Source organism: Furfurilactobacillus milii, assembly GCF_021654115.1.
Taxonomy (GTDB): Bacteria; Bacillota; Bacilli; order Lactobacillales; family Lactobacillaceae; genus Furfurilactobacillus; species Furfurilactobacillus milii.
The window spans coordinates 53,588-74,777 of sequence record NZ_JAIWJF010000002.1; the positions used below are offsets into that span (position 1 = coordinate 53,588).

At 44.8% G+C, this 21,190-nt stretch carries 15 protein-coding genes; 10 read left to right on the forward strand and 5 right to left on the reverse strand.

Annotated features, from left to right (window positions below):
* The first annotated feature begins 16 nt into the window (after positions 1 to 16).
* From LDK34_RS02675 to LDK34_RS02695, 5 genes are all read left to right on the forward strand, one after another.
* Entirely contained in the window at positions 17 to 334 is a 318-nt protein-coding gene (locus LDK34_RS02675; protein WP_178943020.1) for a hypothetical protein, read from the forward strand.
* A 79-nt stretch (positions 335 to 413) separates the two neighbouring features.
* A complete protein-coding gene (locus LDK34_RS02680) occupies positions 414 to 1,139 on the forward strand; it encodes a CPBP family intramembrane glutamic endopeptidase (RefSeq protein WP_178943019.1) in 726 nt (241 codons plus the stop codon).
* Positions 1,140 to 1,461: 322 nt separating this feature from the next.
* The gene (locus LDK34_RS02685) at positions 1,462 to 3,684 is read left to right on the forward strand and encodes an alpha-galactosidase (protein ID WP_178943018.1); all 2,223 of its coding nucleotides are present in this window, start codon (positions 1,462 to 1,464) and stop codon (positions 3,682 to 3,684) included.
* 43 nt (positions 3,685 to 3,727) lie between these two features.
* Positions 3,728 to 4,924, forward strand: a complete 1,197-nt coding sequence (locus LDK34_RS02690) for an MFS transporter (RefSeq protein ID WP_236941459.1) — start codon at positions 3,728 to 3,730, stop codon at positions 4,922 to 4,924.
* A gap of 159 nt (positions 4,925 to 5,083) precedes the next feature.
* A complete protein-coding gene (locus tag LDK34_RS02695) occupies positions 5,084 to 5,839 on the forward strand; it encodes a CPBP family intramembrane glutamic endopeptidase (protein ID WP_178943016.1) in 756 nt (251 codons plus the stop codon).
* Positions 5,840 to 6,211: 372 nt separating this feature from the next.
* Here LDK34_RS02695 and LDK34_RS02700 read toward each other — a convergent pair whose 3' ends face one another.
* Positions 6,212 to 8,644 (reverse strand): Xaa-Pro dipeptidyl-peptidase, encoded by a 2,433-nt coding sequence (locus LDK34_RS02700; protein ID WP_236941460.1) that lies wholly within the window; start codon positions 8,642 to 8,644, stop codon positions 6,212 to 6,214.
* 472 nt (positions 8,645 to 9,116) lie between these two features.
* On the opposite strand from LDK34_RS02700, the gene LDK34_RS02705 reads away from it, so the two are divergent.
* From LDK34_RS02705 to LDK34_RS02725, 5 genes are all read left to right on the forward strand, one after another.
* Positions 9,117 to 10,742: a peptide ABC transporter substrate-binding protein gene (locus LDK34_RS02705; RefSeq protein ID WP_236941461.1), complete on the forward strand. Its 1,626-nt coding sequence runs from the start codon at positions 9,117 to 9,119 to the stop codon at positions 10,740 to 10,742.
* A gap of 869 nt (positions 10,743 to 11,611) precedes the next feature.
* Entirely contained in the window at positions 11,612 to 12,712 is a 1,101-nt protein-coding gene (locus LDK34_RS02710) for an ABC transporter ATP-binding protein (protein ID WP_178943013.1), read from the forward strand.
* Positions 12,709 to 13,527, forward strand: coding sequence for an ABC transporter permease (locus LDK34_RS02715; RefSeq protein WP_027827222.1), 819 nt, complete (start codon positions 12,709 to 12,711; stop codon positions 13,525 to 13,527). Before LDK34_RS02710 ends, LDK34_RS02715 begins: the two co-directional genes overlap by 4 nt.
* Positions 13,517 to 14,341 carry an ABC transporter permease gene (locus LDK34_RS02720; RefSeq protein ID WP_178943012.1) on the forward strand — a complete coding sequence of 275 codons (825 nt, stop codon included), beginning with the start codon at positions 13,517 to 13,519 and terminating at the stop codon, positions 14,339 to 14,341. The genes LDK34_RS02715 and LDK34_RS02720 overlap by 11 nt, the downstream gene beginning before the upstream one ends.
* Positions 14,338 to 15,417, forward strand: a complete 1,080-nt coding sequence (locus LDK34_RS02725; RefSeq protein WP_161002398.1) for an ABC transporter substrate-binding protein — start codon at positions 14,338 to 14,340, stop codon at positions 15,415 to 15,417. The genes LDK34_RS02720 and LDK34_RS02725 overlap by 4 nt, the downstream gene beginning before the upstream one ends.
* A gap of 53 nt (positions 15,418 to 15,470) precedes the next feature.
* Here the strand turns inward: LDK34_RS02725 and LDK34_RS02730 are convergent, their stop codons facing one another.
* The 4 genes from LDK34_RS02730 to LDK34_RS02745 all read right to left on the reverse strand — a co-directional run bounded on the left by LDK34_RS02730 (position 15,471) and on the right by LDK34_RS02745 (position 21,150).
* Complete coding sequence (locus LDK34_RS02730; protein ID WP_178943011.1) at positions 15,471 to 16,985, reverse strand: WxL domain-containing protein; 1,515 nt, start codon at positions 16,983 to 16,985, stop codon at positions 15,471 to 15,473.
* Positions 16,986 to 17,006: 21 nt separating this feature from the next.
* Positions 17,007 to 18,041, reverse strand: a complete 1,035-nt coding sequence (locus LDK34_RS02735; RefSeq protein WP_178943010.1) for a WxLIP family cell surface protein — start codon at positions 18,039 to 18,041, stop codon at positions 17,007 to 17,009.
* A gap of 102 nt (positions 18,042 to 18,143) precedes the next feature.
* Positions 18,144 to 18,893 (reverse strand): WxL domain-containing protein, encoded by a 750-nt coding sequence (locus LDK34_RS02740; protein ID WP_236941462.1) that lies wholly within the window; start codon positions 18,891 to 18,893, stop codon positions 18,144 to 18,146.
* A gap of 865 nt (positions 18,894 to 19,758) precedes the next feature.
* The gene (locus LDK34_RS02745) at positions 19,759 to 21,150 is read right to left on the reverse strand and encodes an APC family permease (RefSeq protein ID WP_178943008.1); all 1,392 of its coding nucleotides are present in this window, start codon (positions 21,148 to 21,150) and stop codon (positions 19,759 to 19,761) included.
* Positions 21,151 to 21,190 lie beyond the last annotated feature (40 nt).

Here is a 21,190-nt window from a genome sequence, read left to right on the forward strand (position 1 = left end):
GATTGAGGTGATGTTGATGCCAAAGCACAGTCGGTTGTGGTACCAAATTCGCAATGCACGTCACGCTGGTGAAGGTGAACTGCCTGGCGATAAGTGGCGCACGACAAACGCGTATATATTAGCGACAGCGTATTACCAAACGTTAATGAAGTTATCAAAAACGGAATTGGCCGCCTTCATAGATGTGTATCCGGAAATGATTCCGACCATTGTCGACGGCCATGCGGTTAACGTTGATGGTGCCTATTTATCCATGGACGAATGGCAGGCGTTAGCAACTGTGCTAGAACAAAAAGCACGCGCGTCACAGTTGCCACTTTATCAAAAGATTTAAGCGAGGACTTATCATTCATTACGATCATTCAAAAACTGGTATGATTTATCTTAATCACGGTAGGTAGGGGATGACGATAATGGTGCAATCGAAATGGATGAAGGTTTTTGGGACATGGCTAACAGTTCTTATTGTTAGTTTGTCATTTGACAAGGTGCAAGGTTTATTGCGCTCTGAAATCGTTTTCCTTGTCGTTTTTGAAATGGTCATGTTTTTGATCATGTGGTTGTTGAACCAGTACTGGTTGCATGTATCTGTGTATCTTAAGCCGACAGCGCGATCTGGGCAATTGCTGACGGTGAACTGGGTGACACTAGTGATCTTTATTGAAGCACTTATTGTAGTGCGGTCACGCACAGGAAAATTCTGGTTGGCCCTAGCGACGTTAATATTTGTGGGCATCACTGAAGAGTTTACGTTTCGCGGCTTGTTGTTGCCGTTAGCGAGCAAGCTTGGTTCCGCGCGGCATCAACTCTGGGTTGGTGTCTTGACCTCGAGTATCTTATTTGGATTGGCACATAGTGTGAATATTCTTCACCAGTCATTGCCAATCACGGCGTTTCAAATGTTGTCCGCTTTTTCTTTGGGTGTTTTATTAGCGGCTATTTATTTGAGGACAGGGAGTCTTATCTTTCCCATTCTTCTACACGGATTGAATGATTTTGTCAGCACGTACGCGAGTGGTCTTCAAAATCCCAGCGTTTCAGCGGTTGGTGTCAGTTTTGTGCTTGTGTACTTATTTACCGGCATTTTCTTATTGCGTCGTTCTAAACGAGCAGCAATTAAACAACCTTTTACAAACTGAACAATGAAAGTCGAACTAACATGGTTTTGCTTTCTTAGGTGACACGAATACGATGTTTATGGGGATTTTCCCATGAACATCGTATTTTTGTTTTATCTCCCAAACTCATTTTTCATTATGAATGAGGTTTTTGACGCTTACGTCAGTACATGTTTATACCGACTAGTATCATAGGTAAGGTCATTTACCAAACAGTTCGTAGTCGCCACAAGGCGATTGTTATTAGAAATTAAATAAGTCGTTTTGTAAGCGATTACAAAACGTGTAAAATTAGAAGCATAAGACTGTTAATATTTGATTGACTTATAGGAGGTTGTTGTCAATGAGCATCATCGTAACAGGGCACGATTTTAATTTGCAAACAACGCATACCAGCTATTTGATGGGCGTGTTGGAAAATGGTGAAATGGGACAATATTATTATGGTCCGCGGCTGGGTGATAAGGTTAACTTCGCAGATTTTCGCCATCGTGAATTTCGTTCCATCACACCGACACTGACGGCAGAACAGCCTGAAATCACGCTGAGTATGATTAAGCAAGAATATCCAAGCTACGGTCATGGTGATTTTCGGTATCCTGCCTATCAGGTTACCTACGATAATGGCGCCCGCATTTCTGAATTCACCTACCAAGATTATGAAATTATTGATGGGAAACCAAAATTAGGCACCTTGCCGTCTGCCAGTGCTGACGTCGACGACAAGCACGTTCAAACGTTGCGAATTCATTTACTTGAACAGCAGAGCGGCTTGAAAATGACCTTGAATTACAGTGTGTTCGAAGACGAGGACGTAATTGTGCGAAGCACGACATTTGAAAACAAGGGGACATCGACGGTCAAACTCGATGCGGCATTAAGTGCGAGCGTTGATTTTTCTGATGATCAGTATGACATGATTCAATTGTCTGGTGCGTGGGCGCGGGAACGGCATCTGTATCGGCGACCACTAACGCGTGGTGTGCAAGCAATCAGTAGTACTCGAGATGCCAGCAGTGCGCAACAAAGTCCGTTTTTAGCACTTGCCCGTAAACAGACCACGGATCAAAACGGTGACGTTTATGGCTTTAATTTGGTTTATAGTGGTAATTTCTTAGCGCAGGTCGAAGTCGATTCCTATAACGTCACGCGGATGACGATGGGCATTAATCCGTTTGAATTCGGTTGGCAACTCAAATCACATACGCAATTTCAAACGCCTGAGGTAATGATGACATTTGCCAGTGACGGTTTTAACGGCATGAGCCATCAATTTCAACGCTTCTTAACCAACCATTTGATTTCAAAGCGGTGGGTCAAAGAACCACGGCCAATTCTCATTAACAATTGGGAGGCAACCTATTTTGATTTCAATGAGCAAAAACTATTAGCTATTGCGAAATCGGCAAAGTCGTTGGGGATTGAACTGTTTGTGCTCGATGACGGTTGGTTTGGCAAACGAAACGACGATAAGACTTCTTTAGGTGACTGGCAGGTCAACCTAGCCAAGCTACCAAACGGATTGAGCGGGTTAGCCAATAAAATTCACGATTTGGGCCTTCAATTTGGTCTATGGTTTGAACCGGAAATGATTTCTAAGGAAAGTAAGCTATACGCGGCTCATCCAGATTGGACCATTCATGTACCGGATCGACGGATGACGCCGGCTCGCAATCAGTTTGTACTCGACTTCTCTCGTCAAGAGGTAATCGATTATCTTTTTGATCAAATGGCGGCGGCAATTCGTAAGACGCACCTCGACTATATTAAGTGGGACATGAATCGCCATATTACTGAAATGTTTAGTTTGGCACTGTCAGCGGATCAACAGGAAGAACTCCCACACCGCTACATTCTTGGAGTCTACCAATTGTATGAACGATTGACGTCAGCATTTCCTGATGTTCTGTTTGAATCTTGTTCGTCGGGTGGTGGCCGTTTTGACGCTGGTATGTTGTACTATGCGCCACAGACGTGGACAAGTGATGATACGGATGCCATTGAACGACTCAAAATTCAGTGGGGGACTTCAATGATCTATCCATTGAGTACGATGGGGGCTCACGTTTCTGCTGTACCAAACCATCAAGATCGCCGCGTGACCTCACTGGCAACCCGGGCAGAGGTTGCTTACTTTGGTGTACTTGGCTATGAACTGGATATTAGTAAAATGAGTCCGGCTGAAAAGGCGACTGTGGTTGATCAGATCAAGTTTTATAAAAAGTATCGGCTACTATTCCAGCAAGGCACATTTATTCGCCTACAGAGTCCATATGATGGCGATGGTAACGTGACATCTTGGATGGTCGTCAGTGACGATCAAAGGACGGCTATTGCAGGACGTTATCAAGTGTTGGCAGAGCCTAACCCAGCGTATCGTCGCTTGAAGTTTGCCGGCTTGAATCCTGATTTTCAATATACAGTAGACGGCGTTGAGGGTGAATTTTCAGGCCGCCAATTGATGAACGCTGGGATTTTTATTCCAGAACTGTTTGCGGAACGCGGTGATAATCGTGATCAAACTTTCGATTTTCATGCGGATCTATACGTTGTACATGCTAAATAAATGAGTCAATTGAGCACTGTTTTAACCCGAGGGGGCGGTATTGATGATTCGAAAACAATCGTGGGTAGCCAAGTTTGCCTTATTGTCGATTTCGTTAGTCTTAACTTCCGCATATGTGATTTCAGTTAGTTTGCCAGCCATGGAAAAGGCGTTCCCAAACGTCAGTCAGGCGTCAATCGAATTGCTAGCGACACTGCCAGCGTTTTCTGTCATGATTATGGTATTACTGAGTGGGTCGATTGCCGCCAAAATTGGCAACAAGAATACGACTTTGATCGGCCTGATTATTGCTGGCGCGGCGGGGATTGTGCCAGCGTTTTCAAATAGTTATCCCGTGATTTTTGGATCACGTTTAGTGTTAGGCGTTGGCTTGGGGATGTTCAATTCACTGGCTGTTAGCATGATTGGGTTTATGTACGATGGCAAAACAAAGGCCAATTTGATGGGCTTTCGCAGTGCATTTGAAAACCTGGGTCAATCATTGTTGATTTTTATCGCCAGTTATTTAATTTCGATTAGTTGGCACGCAACGTTTTGGGTTTATGCAGCGGCCTTTATCGTTGCGATATTCTTTTATGTAGCGGTCCCTGAACCACAAAACCCACAGGCAGTTTCAGCTAAACAACAAGGTGACAAGATTCATCAACATATTAACCGGCAAGTCGTTGGCCTAGCCATCTTTTTCTTCTTTTTGGTGATGATCCACATTGCCACCCTTGTTCACTTACCGTTTATTGTCACCGGTGTCGGTTATGGCACGGCTGGTCAGGCGGGACTTATCACCGGCTCCATGACGATTATTGGCGTACTCGCTGCCATTTCATACGGACAGATTTACAAAGCGCTGAGTCGTTATATTTTACCGATTGGATTAGCCTGTTTGAGCATCGGCGTGCTAGTCATGGCAATTTCACACACATTCTGGCTAACGTTGGCTGGCGCTTGGGTGTTTGGAATTGCATATCCATTAATTGCCGCTCACATGTTCAATAGTGTCTCAACAGTTTCATCGCCAAACTCCGAAACGTTGACTGCCGCCGTGTTGCTGGTTGGCACTAATTCAGGCGCTTTGCTCGCACCATATGGCATTAAGGTACAGGGCGCAATTACACATGACGCAGTGGGGACGAAGACATTCTTTTTACTTGGATCGCTTTTAGTCGTGATTACGATTGGCGCATTTGCTATTGCAGTAACGGTGGGGAGTCGTCGTCAAACTTCTTCCAGAACATCGCGTTAAACCAATTAAAGAATATCCATTGATTCTTCTAAACGCTGACATGACAGGTGTCTAGGATTCTTAGCCCAGTAATGAACACTGATTACTGGGCTTTTTTAGTGGCCGAGCATACACTAATCTCACAATAAGAAAACAGTATTTAGTGAGGGGATGTTTACAATGCTCAAAAATAAATGGGTTCAATTGTTGGCGCCAGTTTTAGTTCTTTGGTTGGTGTTGGAAATTTCAAAATTTGCGGCAAGCCCGCATTCGATTGTGGGAGCGACGATGTGGGAAGTCATCCTTTTAGCTGGTCCACTATTACTGAACCTAGGGTGGCTAAATCAACCGATTGGACTGACATCGACTCTTTCGCCGCATAAATTAATGTGGATCAACTGGTATGGCATTTTTCGCGCTTTGCTGGCGATTGTGGTGGTCGTTATTGCAATCAGAAATGGTCGCGTCACAGCTATCTTAAGTGCCTTTGTTTTAGCGATGTTTGTTGGCCTTACTGAAGAATACGTTTTTCGCGGTATGATATTGCCGTTAGCCATCAGGGCTTTTTCTGGGAAACATCAAATCTTTTTTGGCGTAATGGTTAGCAGTATATTATTTGGTTCAACGCACCTTTTCAATTTAACGCAACAATCATTGCTAGCAACATCAGAGCAAATGCTTTCTGCGACGGCTATAGGCGCCCTTCTAGCGGCAATATACCTGAGAACAGGAAATCTCTGGTTTGTCATCGTAACGCATGCGTTACAAGACTTTCCGGGCATAGCAGGTCCAAGTCAGGGCATGCAAGTGGAGATGCCAGTGCTACCTTTGGTGATTATTACGGCGGCATTCTTTGTCTTTGCATGGATATTGTTGCGAAAAACAAAAGTGAAAACAGTGGACTTGAAGCGACTTGGGTTGACTCCGATGATCTAGTTTTAAATTGCGGCGGCTGTAGCATGGGCGGTTAGATTCATATAAGAGAAAAAACGATCACACTTGAAGATTTTCGCTTCAGGTGTGATCGTTTTGACGAGGTGGATATTTATTTTGTAGTAGTATTTATTTTTTGCGAATGCTTTTTGTCCACAGGCCACTGAAATGAGTGAAGTGGTCTGGCGATAGAGTTCCGTGAAAGTCATACTAGCTGGCGGAAACCAGCTAGTATGACGGGACGACTTCAGAGACGAGTGGTTTATGCGGCTCTGAATCGAGGTTGAAGACTCCGGGTTTGGGAGGCTGAGACCGGTCCCAGGGAACGGCGTTGCCAGACCGCGCAACGAGAGCCATCTACCCAACCGTACTGAATTAGTCCTTGAACGGAACATCCACAAAACTGTGGTCCAAACTAATGGAGTATTGCAAATCTTGATTGCCACGCACCGTCATCCCAAAGTCGGTTGCATAAACAACCAATCCTAGTTGATGACCGGCTAACAGTCGATGGAACGTTGGCTGAAGTTCAACGCTGACCTCGTAGAATTGATTTGGCTTTAGTTCATCGTTTTGCCAAGGATGCTCACGGTTTTGCAGGTTAATGTGGCCCTTGGTAATCATCTTAAATGCAGTCTTGTGACTGGCCAACATGAATTCTCGCAAACTATCTTCACGCCAGTGGTAGCCCAGGTCCAGACCGTGTGCATCAATCGTCGTTGGCGAAACATTGAAGCGTTTGGCTTCACCGTAGTCAACCAGCTGAAAACTCAGCATGCCTAACGGTTGATTAACAGCGACTGCGGCGTGGACGATAACTTTCCCATCAATGATTTTCGTATCATCAAATTGGGCAGATTTCATTAATAGTCGATTATTACTCAAGGCATTTTTATCAGCAGTTAAGAGTTCTTGTTCCCAAACGTCATTATGCGCGGCGTAGCGGTTAAACGTTTCTTGGGGAAGCTGATCGCTAAATGATTTGGCCCCGTGATTAGCAGGCGTTGCAACCAGTTCGTCGTTTGCAAAATAGTAACGTGTTTTTGGCAACATTGGCTCTGACCAGTCTTTGTATGCCGTCCAGGTTTCTGGTGTGACATTGTCTTGAATAACAACGTTTGGTAATTGTTCTTTAGCGCCATTATCAACGCCGTAAAGTTCATGACTGAGCCAAAGGTTCATCATGTCGGTATAGTCGATTGACCGGAAAGCGTTGATATAGATATGTTGCCCTTGGTGAAGGATGATTTTTTTGGTGACTGGTAAATCACGTAATCCAGCCCACAGGCGTTCCACGTTGCGTGGTTTAACGTTCCAGTCGTTTAAACCGTGAACCATTACGATATCGGCTTTAATATTTTTAATGTTTTTGCGATAGTTTCGTTCATCCCAAAATGTATTGTAATTGCCGCTCTCACGGTCCATTTGTTCCTGCATTAACTTCATTTGCGCATCGAAGAAAGGTTTGATGCCGTGGTAATCAGCAGGTTTCATCATTCGACTGAATGTTTCAACAGCCAGTACATCCGCGTCCTCACCAGGGAAGCCACCGGGAGCGATTACTAAACCGTTGTCACGATAATAATCGTACCAAGAGGAGATGGCGGCTTCTGAAATAATGGTCTTCAAACCGTCGACACCAGTCGTAGCGGCTGCAGTTGCCAATGTGCCAAGGTAGGAACGACCCGTCATGGCAATATTACCATTGCACCACCAAGCTTTGATGGCAATATTATCGGTACGGTTGGTAAAGGCACGCCGCGATCCGTTAAGCCATTCAATGATGGCAACGGTCGATTTTGTTTGTTCAATGGAACCACATGTTTGAACGCCATCGGAATCTACTGTGCCAATGCCAGCAGCGTAAACGGCTGCAAAGCCCCGGGCCAGGAAGTAGTCGTTTAATGTGTAACTTGCTTCACGACCAAACGTTTCTTCTGTCGCTGTAGTTTCCCCGGCAACTGTGCGTTTGTCCGGTAAAGTTTGGTCAGCTTCGTGGTATTCAATGTCAGCATAGCTAGTATGATTGGGTTCCTTGGCCGTTAATGGCACGTTGACATTGTGCGTTTGTGCCTCGCCAGCCTCGTCATTAATCCCTTGATTATAGGGGCTCGACGTATAGAGCGCTGGAACTTTCAAACCATCGCTTGTTTCACGCGGACGGATAATCTCTGCCTTCAATAAATCGAGCTTGCCGTCATGATCGGAATCAACGTCACTTTCGACATAGACCACTTCACGAATCAGATTGTTTTGATCAAACACTGGCTGTGCTTTCCCGTTAAAGAATAACGGCTTTTTGCCAGAAGGGAGGGCGTATAAACTAGTGAAGTAGCCATTAACGGCCAGTTTGTCTAAATATGTTTGGCCGTTTTTAGTGTGCGTAGTTAACAAAAGGTACCACGCAGCCAAAACGTCATCCTTAGACCATTTGTCATGGTTTGTGTGGTAAACGGGCAGTTGGATCTTAGCCATGGCAGCCAATGGATCGGTTAAGTCGTAGTCGATGGTTTCCAGAAAGTCTAACAATTGTAAGGCCACGCGATAGAAAATTGACGCAGTCACAGGTTGTTCTAAATCCAACCAGTCGGCTAGGTTAGTCTCTGGGGTTGCTAGGTAGTTAGCCAGTTTGATGTCAAAGTTGCTGCCAGTAGTGGCGTCCAAAAAGGCCTTGCGCAGTAACAAACGGTATGTGAAGACACCATTTGTCGCATTAGCAACGCTGGCATCGTAAAAGTTGATTGTCTGCATTTCACTGATTGCCGTTGTTAAATCGGTATCCAGACGAGCAAACTGATTATTTTTCATAATAAACTCCTTCATGTTTGCAAACCGATTTGAGGTGCGGCACTTGATTTGCAAATCCAAACACAATTTAAAAATAATTATACCGCTTTCTTTCACGCGATAATGGCAACAAAATGAGAAACTTTAGAAGAGAAAGTTTAGTTGACAAGGCTACTTATTTTCAGTAAGTTTATCAAGAAGGAATAACAGATGGAGGCCATCACATGTCATTCACGACAAAAACAGTCGAACACGTTTGTTGCACACAAGAACAGTGTGTTTGTTTTGTCGTGGATCAACGTGTGGTTAGTCAACAAGTCTAGTTATCAATAATCTTTGATGATAACAGCGGACCTGACCACAATGTTGGTTAGGTCCGTTATTTTTGTCAACGAGCTAAGGTTGGTGGCAAACGTGCGATGTTGGATTTGTGAGTTACGAAATGAATGGGCACATATTGGGAGTCATATTTAAAATAAACGGGGCGATAAAAGTGAAATATTTTAAACATTATCTTCGAACGGTTGCGTTAGTTTCAGTTGCTACGGTAACGGCTATTACATTGGCTGCCTGTGGTAACAAAAAGACCACCACTAATAAAAATAATTTTCGCGTGGGCACCGTTGATGCCTTAGCGACGTTAAATAGTAGTCGCTACTCAGACATTAGTTCTGGTGAAGCCATTCAAAACGCAATTGAAGGACTTTACAGACTCAACCAAAAAGGCAAGCCAGTATTGGCTGGAGCGAAGTCCGTCACCGTATCCAAAGATCAAAAGGTATATACATTTAAACTGCAGACAAACAAATGGACAAACGGCGATCCTGTGACGGCACAAAACTATGTGTACGCATGGCGAAAGCTTGCTGATCCGACGACGGGCTCACCGAATTCGCAAAATATTGATCCATTGCAGAATGGTCAGAATGTCCGTTTGGGTAAGAAACCGATCACTGATTTAGGCGTAAAAGCCTTAAACAAAACGACGTTACAAGTTACATTAGCCAATCCAATCACTTATTTGAACGAGTTATTAGCCACTGCACCGTATGCACCACAGGATGAAGCATATGTGAAGAAGCAGGGACAGGCGTATGGTACGATCGCTGCTCACGCTATTTACAACGGTCCATTTAAGGTGACTGAGTGGACGGGAACCAATGACAAGTGGGCCTTTGTGAAGAATTCAAAATATTGGGACGCTAAGTCGGTTCATATCAATAAAATTTCGCTGACTACCGTTAAATCTGAAAGCACAGCGGCAAACCTATACCAGTCCGGTAAATTAGACTTTATTGATTTGGACAATGAGTATGTCAAACAGTATAAGGGTCGGAGCGGGTACCACGTTCGTAAGATTCCGGCGATTGGCTACTTAAACTTCAATACTAAGCGGGAAGCGACAGGCAATGTTCACATTCGCCGTGCCCTTGCCACTGGTTTCAATAAGACACAATTAACAAAGAATGTTTTGCAGGACGGGTCAACACCACTAAACGGAATTGTGCCAGCAAACTTTGTTAAAAATCCGGTCACTGGTGAAGATTTCCGGAAGTACAGTGGCAATTTAGTTCCGTATGACCGTGCTTACGCGCAAAAGGAATTCAAGGAAGGGCTGAAAGAACTTGGTAAAAAGAGCCTGACCCTGGAATTCTTATCAGCGGATACACCAGAGGCGAAGGCTGTCGCTGAATTCATGAAAAGCTCATATCAAAAGAACCTGCCAGGATTGAAAATTTCAGTCCGCGAAGTCCCATTGAAACAACGCTTGAATTTTGGTCACAATTATCAGTTTGATATCATCTACGGTATTTGGAGTCCGGATTATCAAGATCCTTACCAATTTATCACGGACGGTGGGGCTTACCACTTGAACACGGACTACAAGAATCCAACGTACTTGAAGGATGTGGCTGACGCCAATTCGACGTATGCAACAAACCCAACCAAGCGTTGGGCGGCCTTAAAGGATGCTGAATATCAGATTGTTAAGAAGGACGCGTTTACTGCACCGGTTTTCCAAGGCGCCTACGTTTATATGCAACGTCCGAGCGTTAAGGGACTAGCCATTGATCCAAACGGAACAGGGTTGTTCTTCCGTGACGTGACGATCAAGTAATAGCAGATTTATAAAGTGCAATGACGGTTACGAATCGTTGTTGCACTTTTTTTGTGTCGACGGGAGTTTGCGTTTGTGCTTTCGTCTTCGCTTACGGTTGTCAACAGTGACACGCTCGCCGTGGGACCGGTTCAGGCCTTCTGAAGTTCGAAGTCCTTCACCTCGCGCCGCCAAGCCTCGTGAGAACCGCGAGTCTTTGCGGCCGTCCGTGGTGTAAATTCGGCAAAACCATCCCGAATTAACACCACCTTCACGGCTCGGTATCACTGTTGACGCCCTTCAGCTGACATAGTGACAGTAATTCGGCAGCAGTAGCGAACAAATTGCTTAACTACCTGTCACGACGTTGAGGATAGTCGAAAAAATTCGCACTAGCACCACTTAACAATCAGAACTGGACTGCCTAGTTGACGTGGATTGGACTTTATTTGAATGAATTAATGCGCCAACGTTTGATTCGATTGCTAGCAAAGTGAATGTGAGCGAGAGGGCGGCAGCGTTGAAAACGACTGTGAGAGTGTTGTAGATTCGGTGAACTGTCCGAGTCTACAACACGGGACGGTCTTAAAGACGGTGGGGTGTGCCGGCTTTAAGGCGAGGTGAAAGACTGTGTTTTTCAGGCTCGAACCGGTCCCCCCACAGGAGGTTTCAAAAGCAGCCAACCGTTAGCGGACTTTTATCCACCTAACGAAGAAACAAATCGTAAGCAAACCAAACAAACACAATAAAAATAGGTAGTTTATTACAACCAAGTGACACTTCCGCAAGCTAGGTAAATTTGCTAGTTATTTGGTGTTATTTCGGTTACTATTGAAACCAATGTAAACCGCATGAGAATGCAGATTTAATGGTGATGGAGGGACGTTAGATTGGCGAAAACCATTATTGAGTTTAAGGACATCGTAAAGCGTTACGGTGAGACCGAGGTGCTCAAGGGTATCAACTTTCAAATAGAACAGGGTAAGTTCTACACTTTGTTGGGCCCGTCTGGATGTGGGAAGACCACAATTTTACGTATTATTGCAGGATTCACGGATGCCTCTGAGGGCGACGTGATGTTTGATGGCAAACGGATTAATAACGTGCCAGCCAACAAACGGAAGGTAAACACTGTCTTTCAGGATTACGCGTTGTTTCCACATATGAATGTGTTTGACAACGTTGCGTTTCCATTGACGTTACGCAAGGTCAGCAAAAAGGATATTCGAACCCGCGTTTTGGATGCGTTAAAGATGGTTCAATTGTCTGGCTATGAAGACCGCGAAATTAATGAAATTTCTGGCGGTCAACAACAACGGGTTGCGATTGCACGCGCTATCGTGAATGAGCCTGACGTGCTATTACTAGATGAACCACTGTCTGCGCTGGACATGAAGTTGCGTAAAGAAATGCAGTACGAATTGAGAGCATTGCAGCAACGATTAGGGATTACGTTTATTTTTGTGACTCATGATCAGGAAGAAGCACTAGCCATGAGTGATGAAATTTTCGTCATGAACGCTGGACAAGTGTTGCAAACTGGTTCACCGGTCGATATTTATGATGAACCAATCAACCATTTTGTGGCTGACTTCATTGGTGAGAGTAATATTGTGCGCGGTCATATGGTTGCTGATTATCTAGTCTCGTTTGCTGGGCATGAATTTAAGTGTGTGGACGCTGGGATGCGGCCAAACGAACCGGTTGAAGTGGTTATCCGACCAGAAGACTTGGATATCACAACGGTGGACAAGGGGTCGTTGACAATGACTGTGGATACGCAGTTGTTCCGTGGCGTGTTCTTTGAAATCACGGGCCACGATGACACCGGCAACAGTTGGCGGATTCGCTCCATTCATCGCACGGAAGTGGGTGCTCAGGTTGGCGTGTTCTTCGATCCTGAGGATATCCATGTGATGCGGTTTAACGAATCTGAAGAAGATTTTGATGCCCGTTTGGAAACGTATGAAGGGGAGGAATCTGATCGGTGAAACAAGGCAAACTGTTCTACTACATTCCGTACGGCTTGTGGATTGCACTGTTTGTCATTGCACCAGTCGTACTGATTGTTTATCAATCATTCTTTAATATTGCAGGGCACTTCACCCTAAGCAACTACGCGACGTATTTTCATTCAGGCGTTTACCTGAAAATGACGTTTAATTCTGTTTGGTATGCGTTTTTGATCACAGCAATTACGCTGCTGATCAGTTATCCAACGGCGTATCTGTTGAATCAATTAAAGCATAAGCAATTATGGTTACTGCTGATTATTTTGCCGACATGGATTAACTTACTGTTAAAGACGTATGCTTTTATTGGGTTATTATCACGTAGTGGCTCAGTGGACAGCTTTTTGACATTTATCGGCATCGGACCTAAACAACTGCTGTTTACCGATGCAAGTTTTCTATTCGTTGCAACTTACATCGAAATTCCGTTTATGATTCTGCCCATTTATAATGCCATTGCGGAATTGAGCCCGTCCTATGTCAATGCTAGCCGTGACTTAGGGGCCAGCGGCTGGCAAACGTTTAGCCGGGTAATCTTTCCATTAACGCTGGATGGCGTAAAATCCGGAGTTCAGTCCGTTTTCATTCCATCATTATCACTCTTCATGATTACGCGCCTGATCGGTGGTAACCGTGTGATTACCTTGGGGACTGCCATTGAACAACATTTCTTGGTTACGCAAAACTGGGGGATGGGTTCGACAATCGGGGTCATCCTGATTGTGGCAATGGTGATTACGATGCTATTAACTGGGGAACGCAAGAAAAAGGGGAGGACACGTCATGCAAAGTAAACTGTCCGGCTGGTCCAAAGCCTACCTCATTATTGTGTTTATCATTTTATATGCGCCAATTTTATTTTTAGTCATGTATTCCTTTAGTAAGGGCAATACGATGAGCAATTTTCATGGCTTCACGTTTGCCCATTATCAAACATTGTTTCATGACCCGCGGTTGATTCAAATTGTGCTAGACACGCTCATTGTGGCGTTGTTATCATCACTGTTTGCGACAATCATCGGTACGGCAGGGGCGTTAGGTGTGTATGAAACGCGCCACCGTGCAGTCCGACAGACCGTGTTGTCATTGAATAACATTTTGATGGTTTCTCCCGACGTTATTATTGGGGCCAGTTTTCTGATTTTCTTCACGATGTTAGGGTTGCGACTGGGCTTTATCTCAGTGTTACTGAGTCACATTGCCTTTTCGATTCCAATCGTTGTGTTGCTGGTTTTGCCCAAACTGAATGAAATGAATGCATCTATGATCGACGCTGCCGCTGATCTGGGTGCCAATCCGTGGCAAACGTTAACGCGGGTGATTTTGCCGGCAATCATGCCGGGTATCTTTTCCGGTTTCTTTATGGCCGTTACGTATTCGCTGGATGACTTTGCTGTTACGTTCTTTGTCACTGGCAATGGCTTCTCAACGTTGTCTGTGGAAATATACTCACGTGCTCGGCAAGGGGTCGATCTGGAAATCAACGCGTTGTCAGCGCTGTGGTTCCTAGTTTCACTGTTACTGATTGCGGGGTACTATTTCTTGGAACAGTACAATCAGGGCCGCAAAACCAAAAACCGTCAACAAGTTGAGGCGGTGATTAAATGAAGCGATTAGTTAGTTTGGTTGTTGTTATCTTAGCGGTCAGTTTGGGACTTGGTCTGACTGCGCATCATTTACAGCGTGTTGAAGGCGTCGTTGGTTCTGGCAACAACGTGCTAAACTTGTACAACTGGGGTGATTACATCGATCCAGCGTTGATAACGAAGTTTGAACACGAAACAGGTTATCATGTCTCTTACCAAACGTTTGATAGTAATGAATCCATGTACACAAAAATCAAACAGGGTGGCACGTCATATGATCTAACGGTTCCCAGTGAGTACATGGTTCAGCGAATGAAGGCGGACCATTTACTCAGGCCATTGGACAAAAGCCGATTAACGGGGATGAACAACATTTCGCCCCAATTTAAAAACTTGGCTTTTGATCCTCACAATGAGTATTCTGTGCCTTATTTCTGGGGTACTTTGGGGATTGTTTATAATGATAAGTTTGTCAAAAAAGGTGAATTGACGACCTGGGACGATTTGTGGAAGCCACAGTTTAAGGACAACATCATGTTAGTCGATTCTTCCCGTGATATTTTAGGGTTAGCATTGATGTCGCAAGGACACTCGGCGAATACGCACGACCAAGCTCAGTTGGATGAAGCTGAACAGAAGCTCACAAAGTTGACGCCCAATGTTAAGGCTGTGCTTGATGATGAAATCATGATGTACATGGAGCAAAATGAGTCAGCAGTTGCCGTAACATACTCTGGCAATGCGGCTGAGATGATCAGTAATAATAGTCATCTTCATTATGTCATTCCGAAGCCAAGTACCAATCTGTGGATTGATAACCTGGTTATTCCGAAGACGGCCAAACATTTGAAGGCCGCTTACGCATTCATTAATTTTATGAACCGCCCGGAAAACGCCAAACAGAATGCAGAGTACGTGGGCTACTCAACGCCTAATGCACCAGCGGAACAGTTATTGCCTGCAGATGTTCGCCAGGACAAGGAGTTTTATCCAAGTGCTAGTGTCATTAAAGATACACAGGTATACCAAGACCTTGGTGTAAAGGAAACGGGTACGTACAACGATTTATTCTTGCAATTTAAGATGTTTAGAAAGTAAGTGAAACAGGCTTGTGGAATTTTTCCACAAGCCTGTTTTTTGTGAGGCGCTATTTATTTAGCAGCATTAGCAGTCGGGACATCCGCTAGGGTCCAAGAAATGGTGGCAGAGTAATGACCGCTGTTAGCCGCGTGGGTGGGATTAATTGTCAGTGTACTGCCAGATAAAAGGCTGTGAACATTAGTGTTTGGAGTTGTTGCGTTGATAACTGAAACTAGTTGGCCGTCATCTTTTAAAGTAGCCAACGATTTGTTTTGATCATTAATCAAATTCAAACTAATGCCACCTTTGTCACCTATTGGCTGATGCGTCGCCGTGTTCGTAAAGGTAGCCATCGCGGCTGTGAGTGACCAACCGGAGCTGTGTACACGAGGGTCATAAATCGATAGTAATTGTTGATCATTGCCATCATAGGTTAGCGATGTACTACCTGAGGTGTTACTAATTGATGCTAATGACACACCATGGGTAATGTTATTAACGGTGAGCGGCGAACCATCGGCTTTGCTAAATGTAAAGTTGGGGATGGCATCTAGCGTTAATTGACCACCGGGATTCACAAACAAACGGGCTTTATTTGTATTCGTTTGCTGGTCAGCCCCACTGAATCCGATGACTGCGTAATACTGTGTTTGAGTCTGTGCAGCGCTAGTGTTTTTGACCGTTAACATACCATTTTGCATGCCGTCTGGAGACGCTGAAATACTTACGTTAGGTCCGTTAGTGACGGGCTTGTCTGATCCATGAGGCGGTATTTGATGCCATCCGACGACGTAGGCTGATTTAGGAAATCCTTTGATGATGAAAGAAGCATCTGATCCTTCATTAACAAGTTTGTCCTGTAGTGCGCCGATATACACAACAGTACTAGCGGTAATGCCATTTGAAGTGGTGGCTGTAACCGTTACCTTGCCATATTGATTCAAATCTGAGGTTGCGGTTAGCTTGCCAGTGGTGGCGTCGATGGTGGCTAACTGTGAATTATCAACAGACCATTTGATTGAATCCGTTGCATTAGCCGGCGTTAGCGTTGCCAGAATGTTTTCTGAATTAGCATTTGGTAGCGTATCGCTTTCACCGGCGATGGATAAGGCAGTGGCATGCACGTCCTGCGTGGAGATCGTTACTTTGGCAACCTTGGACCAGTAAACGGAAGAAGTTAAAAATCCATGAATTGTCACTGAAATTTGATAATAAAATGTAGCTACGTGATCAACGTGTTGATGGGTTTTAAAGCTGCCTGACAATGCATTGCCATCATCCTGGGCTTTTTTCCAATTTTGACCATCCTCACTAATATACCAAGATGCTGTTACGTTATCGGTCCAGGGATCAAAAAGAGACTTAATAGCTGTAAACGAAAGTTGATAGTCTTTGTCTGATACGGTGTTCAGACTGAGGGGTTGTTGCGTGAAGCCACCGACAAACACAAATCTACCAACTGAAAATGGATCCACACTCGGTGTGCCCTTGGGGACAACATTGTCGTCTGCATGACCAGTAATGGGTAACAATAGTGACACTAATATGAACATGATGATACTCAACCACACGCGTTTAAACTTCATGTTGATTTACAGTCCTTATCCTTACTTTTTCGGGTGGCGACGACTGCCCATAAGATAACCAACGATTATGAGAATGAGCGCGCCGAGTACGCTAAGCAAAATGTATAGCCAAGTCCAGTTGTGGTGAATGTTCATATGCCGATTGACTTGACGCGCTGTTTGGCGGGTGACTGTGAAGTGGCGGCTTAAGTGCCAAATGTGTTTGCCTGATTTAGCGGTGAGTTTAAACGTGTAGTGACCTGGTTTTAACCGGTGCTTTGTAACGGGAACACCAAAATTAAAACTTGTTAGCGGCGCCATTTCGTAATGCTTCTTGGTAGTTTCGTACAGTAGATGCGAATTGCCGCGACGGTACACCTGTCCTGTGACAGTCATTTCGCCAAACATCACTGGTTGTGTATTGGCCACACTGGCGGTCACCTGCGATTGATAATGGTTGGTACTTGTTTTAATTTGATTCAACTTTAAATCTGGTGCTAACGTCAATGAGTCCGTTTCCTGTAAATTGACTCCCAAAGTCATGGCATAGTGGTTATTAATGCGGAAGTTTTTGCCGCTGGACAGCTGTTGTGCATGCTTATCGGTTACGTAAAAGGCGCCGACAATTTGACCCTTGAGTTGTTTGGCTGGTGTTTTAAGGACAAACGTAACGGGTTTAGCTTCATGGGGTTGAAGGGCCACATTGGCACCAGCACTGACTAAATCCGTAAAGGTATTATGTCCTGCGGGCTGCCGCTTTTTGTTAGGACTGTAGCTAATCTGACCGTTATCGCCGGTCCATGCGTTTGTCGGTATCACGCTCAACGTGCGTGCTTGCGATGAGGTGTTAGCGACAATTAGTGTCAACCGTTGCTCTAAAGACGGGTGAACCTTTAGATCGAAGTAGCTGACACTTTTATCGATTTGGTTATCAGGAATTTCAGCACGGACGGTAAAACCAGCGCCATTGCCAGTAGATGCTGCATTAACTGACGCCAGCGATAGTAAGAGGACGGCGAATAATGAAGCAAGTAATAATCCGAAATAATGTGTTCGATTAGGGGATAAACCGGACATACAAACACTCCTTTAATATAGTTGGCATTGCACTGAAACCCGTTTTGTCTGAGGACAAAACGGGCACGGTGAGTTGTTTAAGAGGTAGTGTAAATAAAAGAGTTAGGCTTTTGGCGCGTTAGCAGTAGGAACGTTAACCAAATTCCAGTATAAAGTGCCTTGATAAACACCCGTTGCGACATTAGTTTGTTTGCTGATGGTGAGACTATCACTCTTGGTGTCTGCGTAAAGTGCTTCGTTGAAGCCTTGACCGGTACCCTTATCAGCCGTCCAAATGGCGGTTTCTTGAGTGCCAGTGCTATTATCGTTTATTGATGATGCAGTAAGCGTGATTGCATTTGGTTTGGCAACGTCTCTATCGCCTTTTGAACTGGTTGCATTTAGTGCCAGTTTTGCATTTGCAATGGTGTCAGAACTTTTAGTGTTTTTGAATTGGCCTAGTGAGGTCATCAGCTTCCAGCCATTGTTCGTGCCAGTGTAGTCGGCAACGTCAAGTTTACCGTTGTTGTTACCATCAAAATTGTTGGCGCTGTTCACGGTGTTATCGCTGTAATTGACAGTGACGTCACCATTGATAATGTCTGCGACTTTGGCCGTTGACAAATTTAGGTTAGGCACGTGGTCAAGTGTTAAATCACCAGGTTTCACTTCAAATTGTGCAGTGGAGTGAGCTGAGGCGTTGCTAGTGCCATCAGCAATGAAACCTTGACCAACAGTCGTGACATTAGTGATGTTATTCGCGGCAGTACCTGGGCCATGGCTGTTGTCTGCTCCACGATCCGCGCTTACCGTGGCAGTGCTAAGCGTCAGTACTGCGAGGGTTGAAAAGAAGAATAAAGTTACCTTATGCATAATCGATAAATCCTCCGTTTGGCTTGCTGTGATGGTACTTTAACCATTAGAAATCATTATCTTGGCCGTCAATTAGTGTCGCTACGTAATTGAGGTGCAAAATAATCAACTTTTTTTGTAATGTCAGTATAGTGAGCAACTTAAGCTGCTTCAAATGAGGGCACAAGGTGATATTGATGAGAGGATAATTATTAAATCCGCTTTCATTTGTTTTTTTGACAAACAAAAACGCAGGCTTCTATGGTGAAGTCTGCGTTCCAATTGATGACAAAATAATGTGAAAAATGGTTGTTAAATGGCTTTACATCGGCCTTTATAAATAAATAAATTTACGTTTATTTATTTTGTGATTTGCTGGCTTGATTATCACCGGCGAATACATTTGGATAATGTCTGTTGCCTACGGTTGTCAACATTGACACACTCGCCGTGGGACCGGCTCAAGCCCGAAGTTCATGGTCTTTCACCTCGTCGCAAAGCCTCATGAACTCCCGAATCTCTGCGACCGTCCGTAACCTAAATTCGGGAACCCACCGAATTACCGGTTTGGTATCAATGTTGTCACCCTCCAGCTCACATAGTAGCCAGTTTAAGCAGATATCAGTCCATGGCAAACGGTGTTTACAATGGTTTACTGATTTGTGAAAGTAGTGGAGCTGACGGGAAACAGAGTTTCGTGTCGGCAACACTTGGCGGCGAGAATTTGGCCGCTTAGTGTTGTGGGATGACTTATGAGACGTGGGTTTCGGCTCATAATCAAGGCCGAAAACCGTGACTTGTGCGGGTTGAGACCGGTCCTCATGGAAAGGCGTTTCCAGTCAGTGTAACGGCATTAAGCTGTTGAGACTGTCGATAATTAATAATGTTAGTTGTTCACTAATTTGCTGTGACGAATCCCGTAGCCGAAGTAAATGAGCATCCCGAATGCAAACCAAATCAAGGAAGCCACCCAGGTTTCTAGTGGCAACCGGAATAGCAATAACATGCAGGCCAAGCCGGAAATGATTGGTAGGACAGGGTACCATGGGACACGGAAGCCGTCTGTGTGATTGATATCCTTTCGGCGACGAAGTGGGATGACACCGAATGAGACAAAGGTGAAAGCAATCAGCGTTCCGATGTTAACCAAGTTTGTCAGCTGTTCTAGTGGGACTAAACCAGCCATGATTGCGATAAGCACGGTGACCGTTGTCAAACTAGCAGTTGGATTACCACTTTTTTTGTTAACGTTGCCCAGCCATTTGGGCAGAAGGCCATCACGGCCAATGGAGTATACAAGGCGTGAAGAAGAGTAGATCATGGCCAGCATCATCGTGAACATACCGGCAAGTGCACCGATTGAAACGAGGGCAGCACCCCAGTTTTGACCAACCTGTTGTAGAGCAAAAGCAACTGGATCAGCAACGTTTAAACGTTTGTAAGAAACTAGGCCAGTTAGGACGACGGAGACAGCAATATACAGGATAGAAGCGACAATCAAAGTTCCGATAATTCCAATTGGCATGTTTCGTTTGGGATTCTTAACTTCGGCAGCAGAGGCAGCGACCACGTCAAAACCTAAGAAAGCGAAAAATACTGCTGAGGCTCCCGCTAGTACACCGCCTTTGTAAGGAAAGAATGGGTGCCAGTTAGCCGGTTTTACATAAAATAGGCCAACTAGTACGAAGATTAGGATGATGACAATTTTAACGGCCACCATAATGTTTTGAACGCGTGTCGAGGTTTTCATGCCATTGCTGAGTAGCCAGGCAACGAACAGAACAATGAGGACGGCGACCAGATTAATATAAGTGCCGTGTGCAGGGTCAAACGCACCAGACAATGCAGTGGGCATATGGATGCCAAAACCTGAAATCAACGAGTTGAAATAAGCAGCCCACCCAGTAGACACGGCGGCCACAGACAGCATGTACTCTAGGACTAGAGCCCAGCCGAGAATCCAGCCGATAAATTGACCATAGACGACATTACCGTAAGAATAGGCGGAACCAGCGATTGGCAGGGCGGATGAAAATTCAGCGTAACACATAGCAGCTAGGCCACAAACGATGGCGGCGACCACGAAAGATAAGATAATGGCTGGACCGGATTTAGTTGCGGCGACTGTTCCGGGCAGAATGAAAATCCCAGTACCAATCACGGCACCAATGCCCAGTGCGACAAGATCCCACGCTGACATGGATTTAATTAGCCGACTGTCGGCATCAATATAGTTATCTAGTGATTCTTTTTTCAACATTTTGTCTAATATGGACATGGCGTTTCTCCTTTTTAATAAAAAACTGGTATTTTCAGCC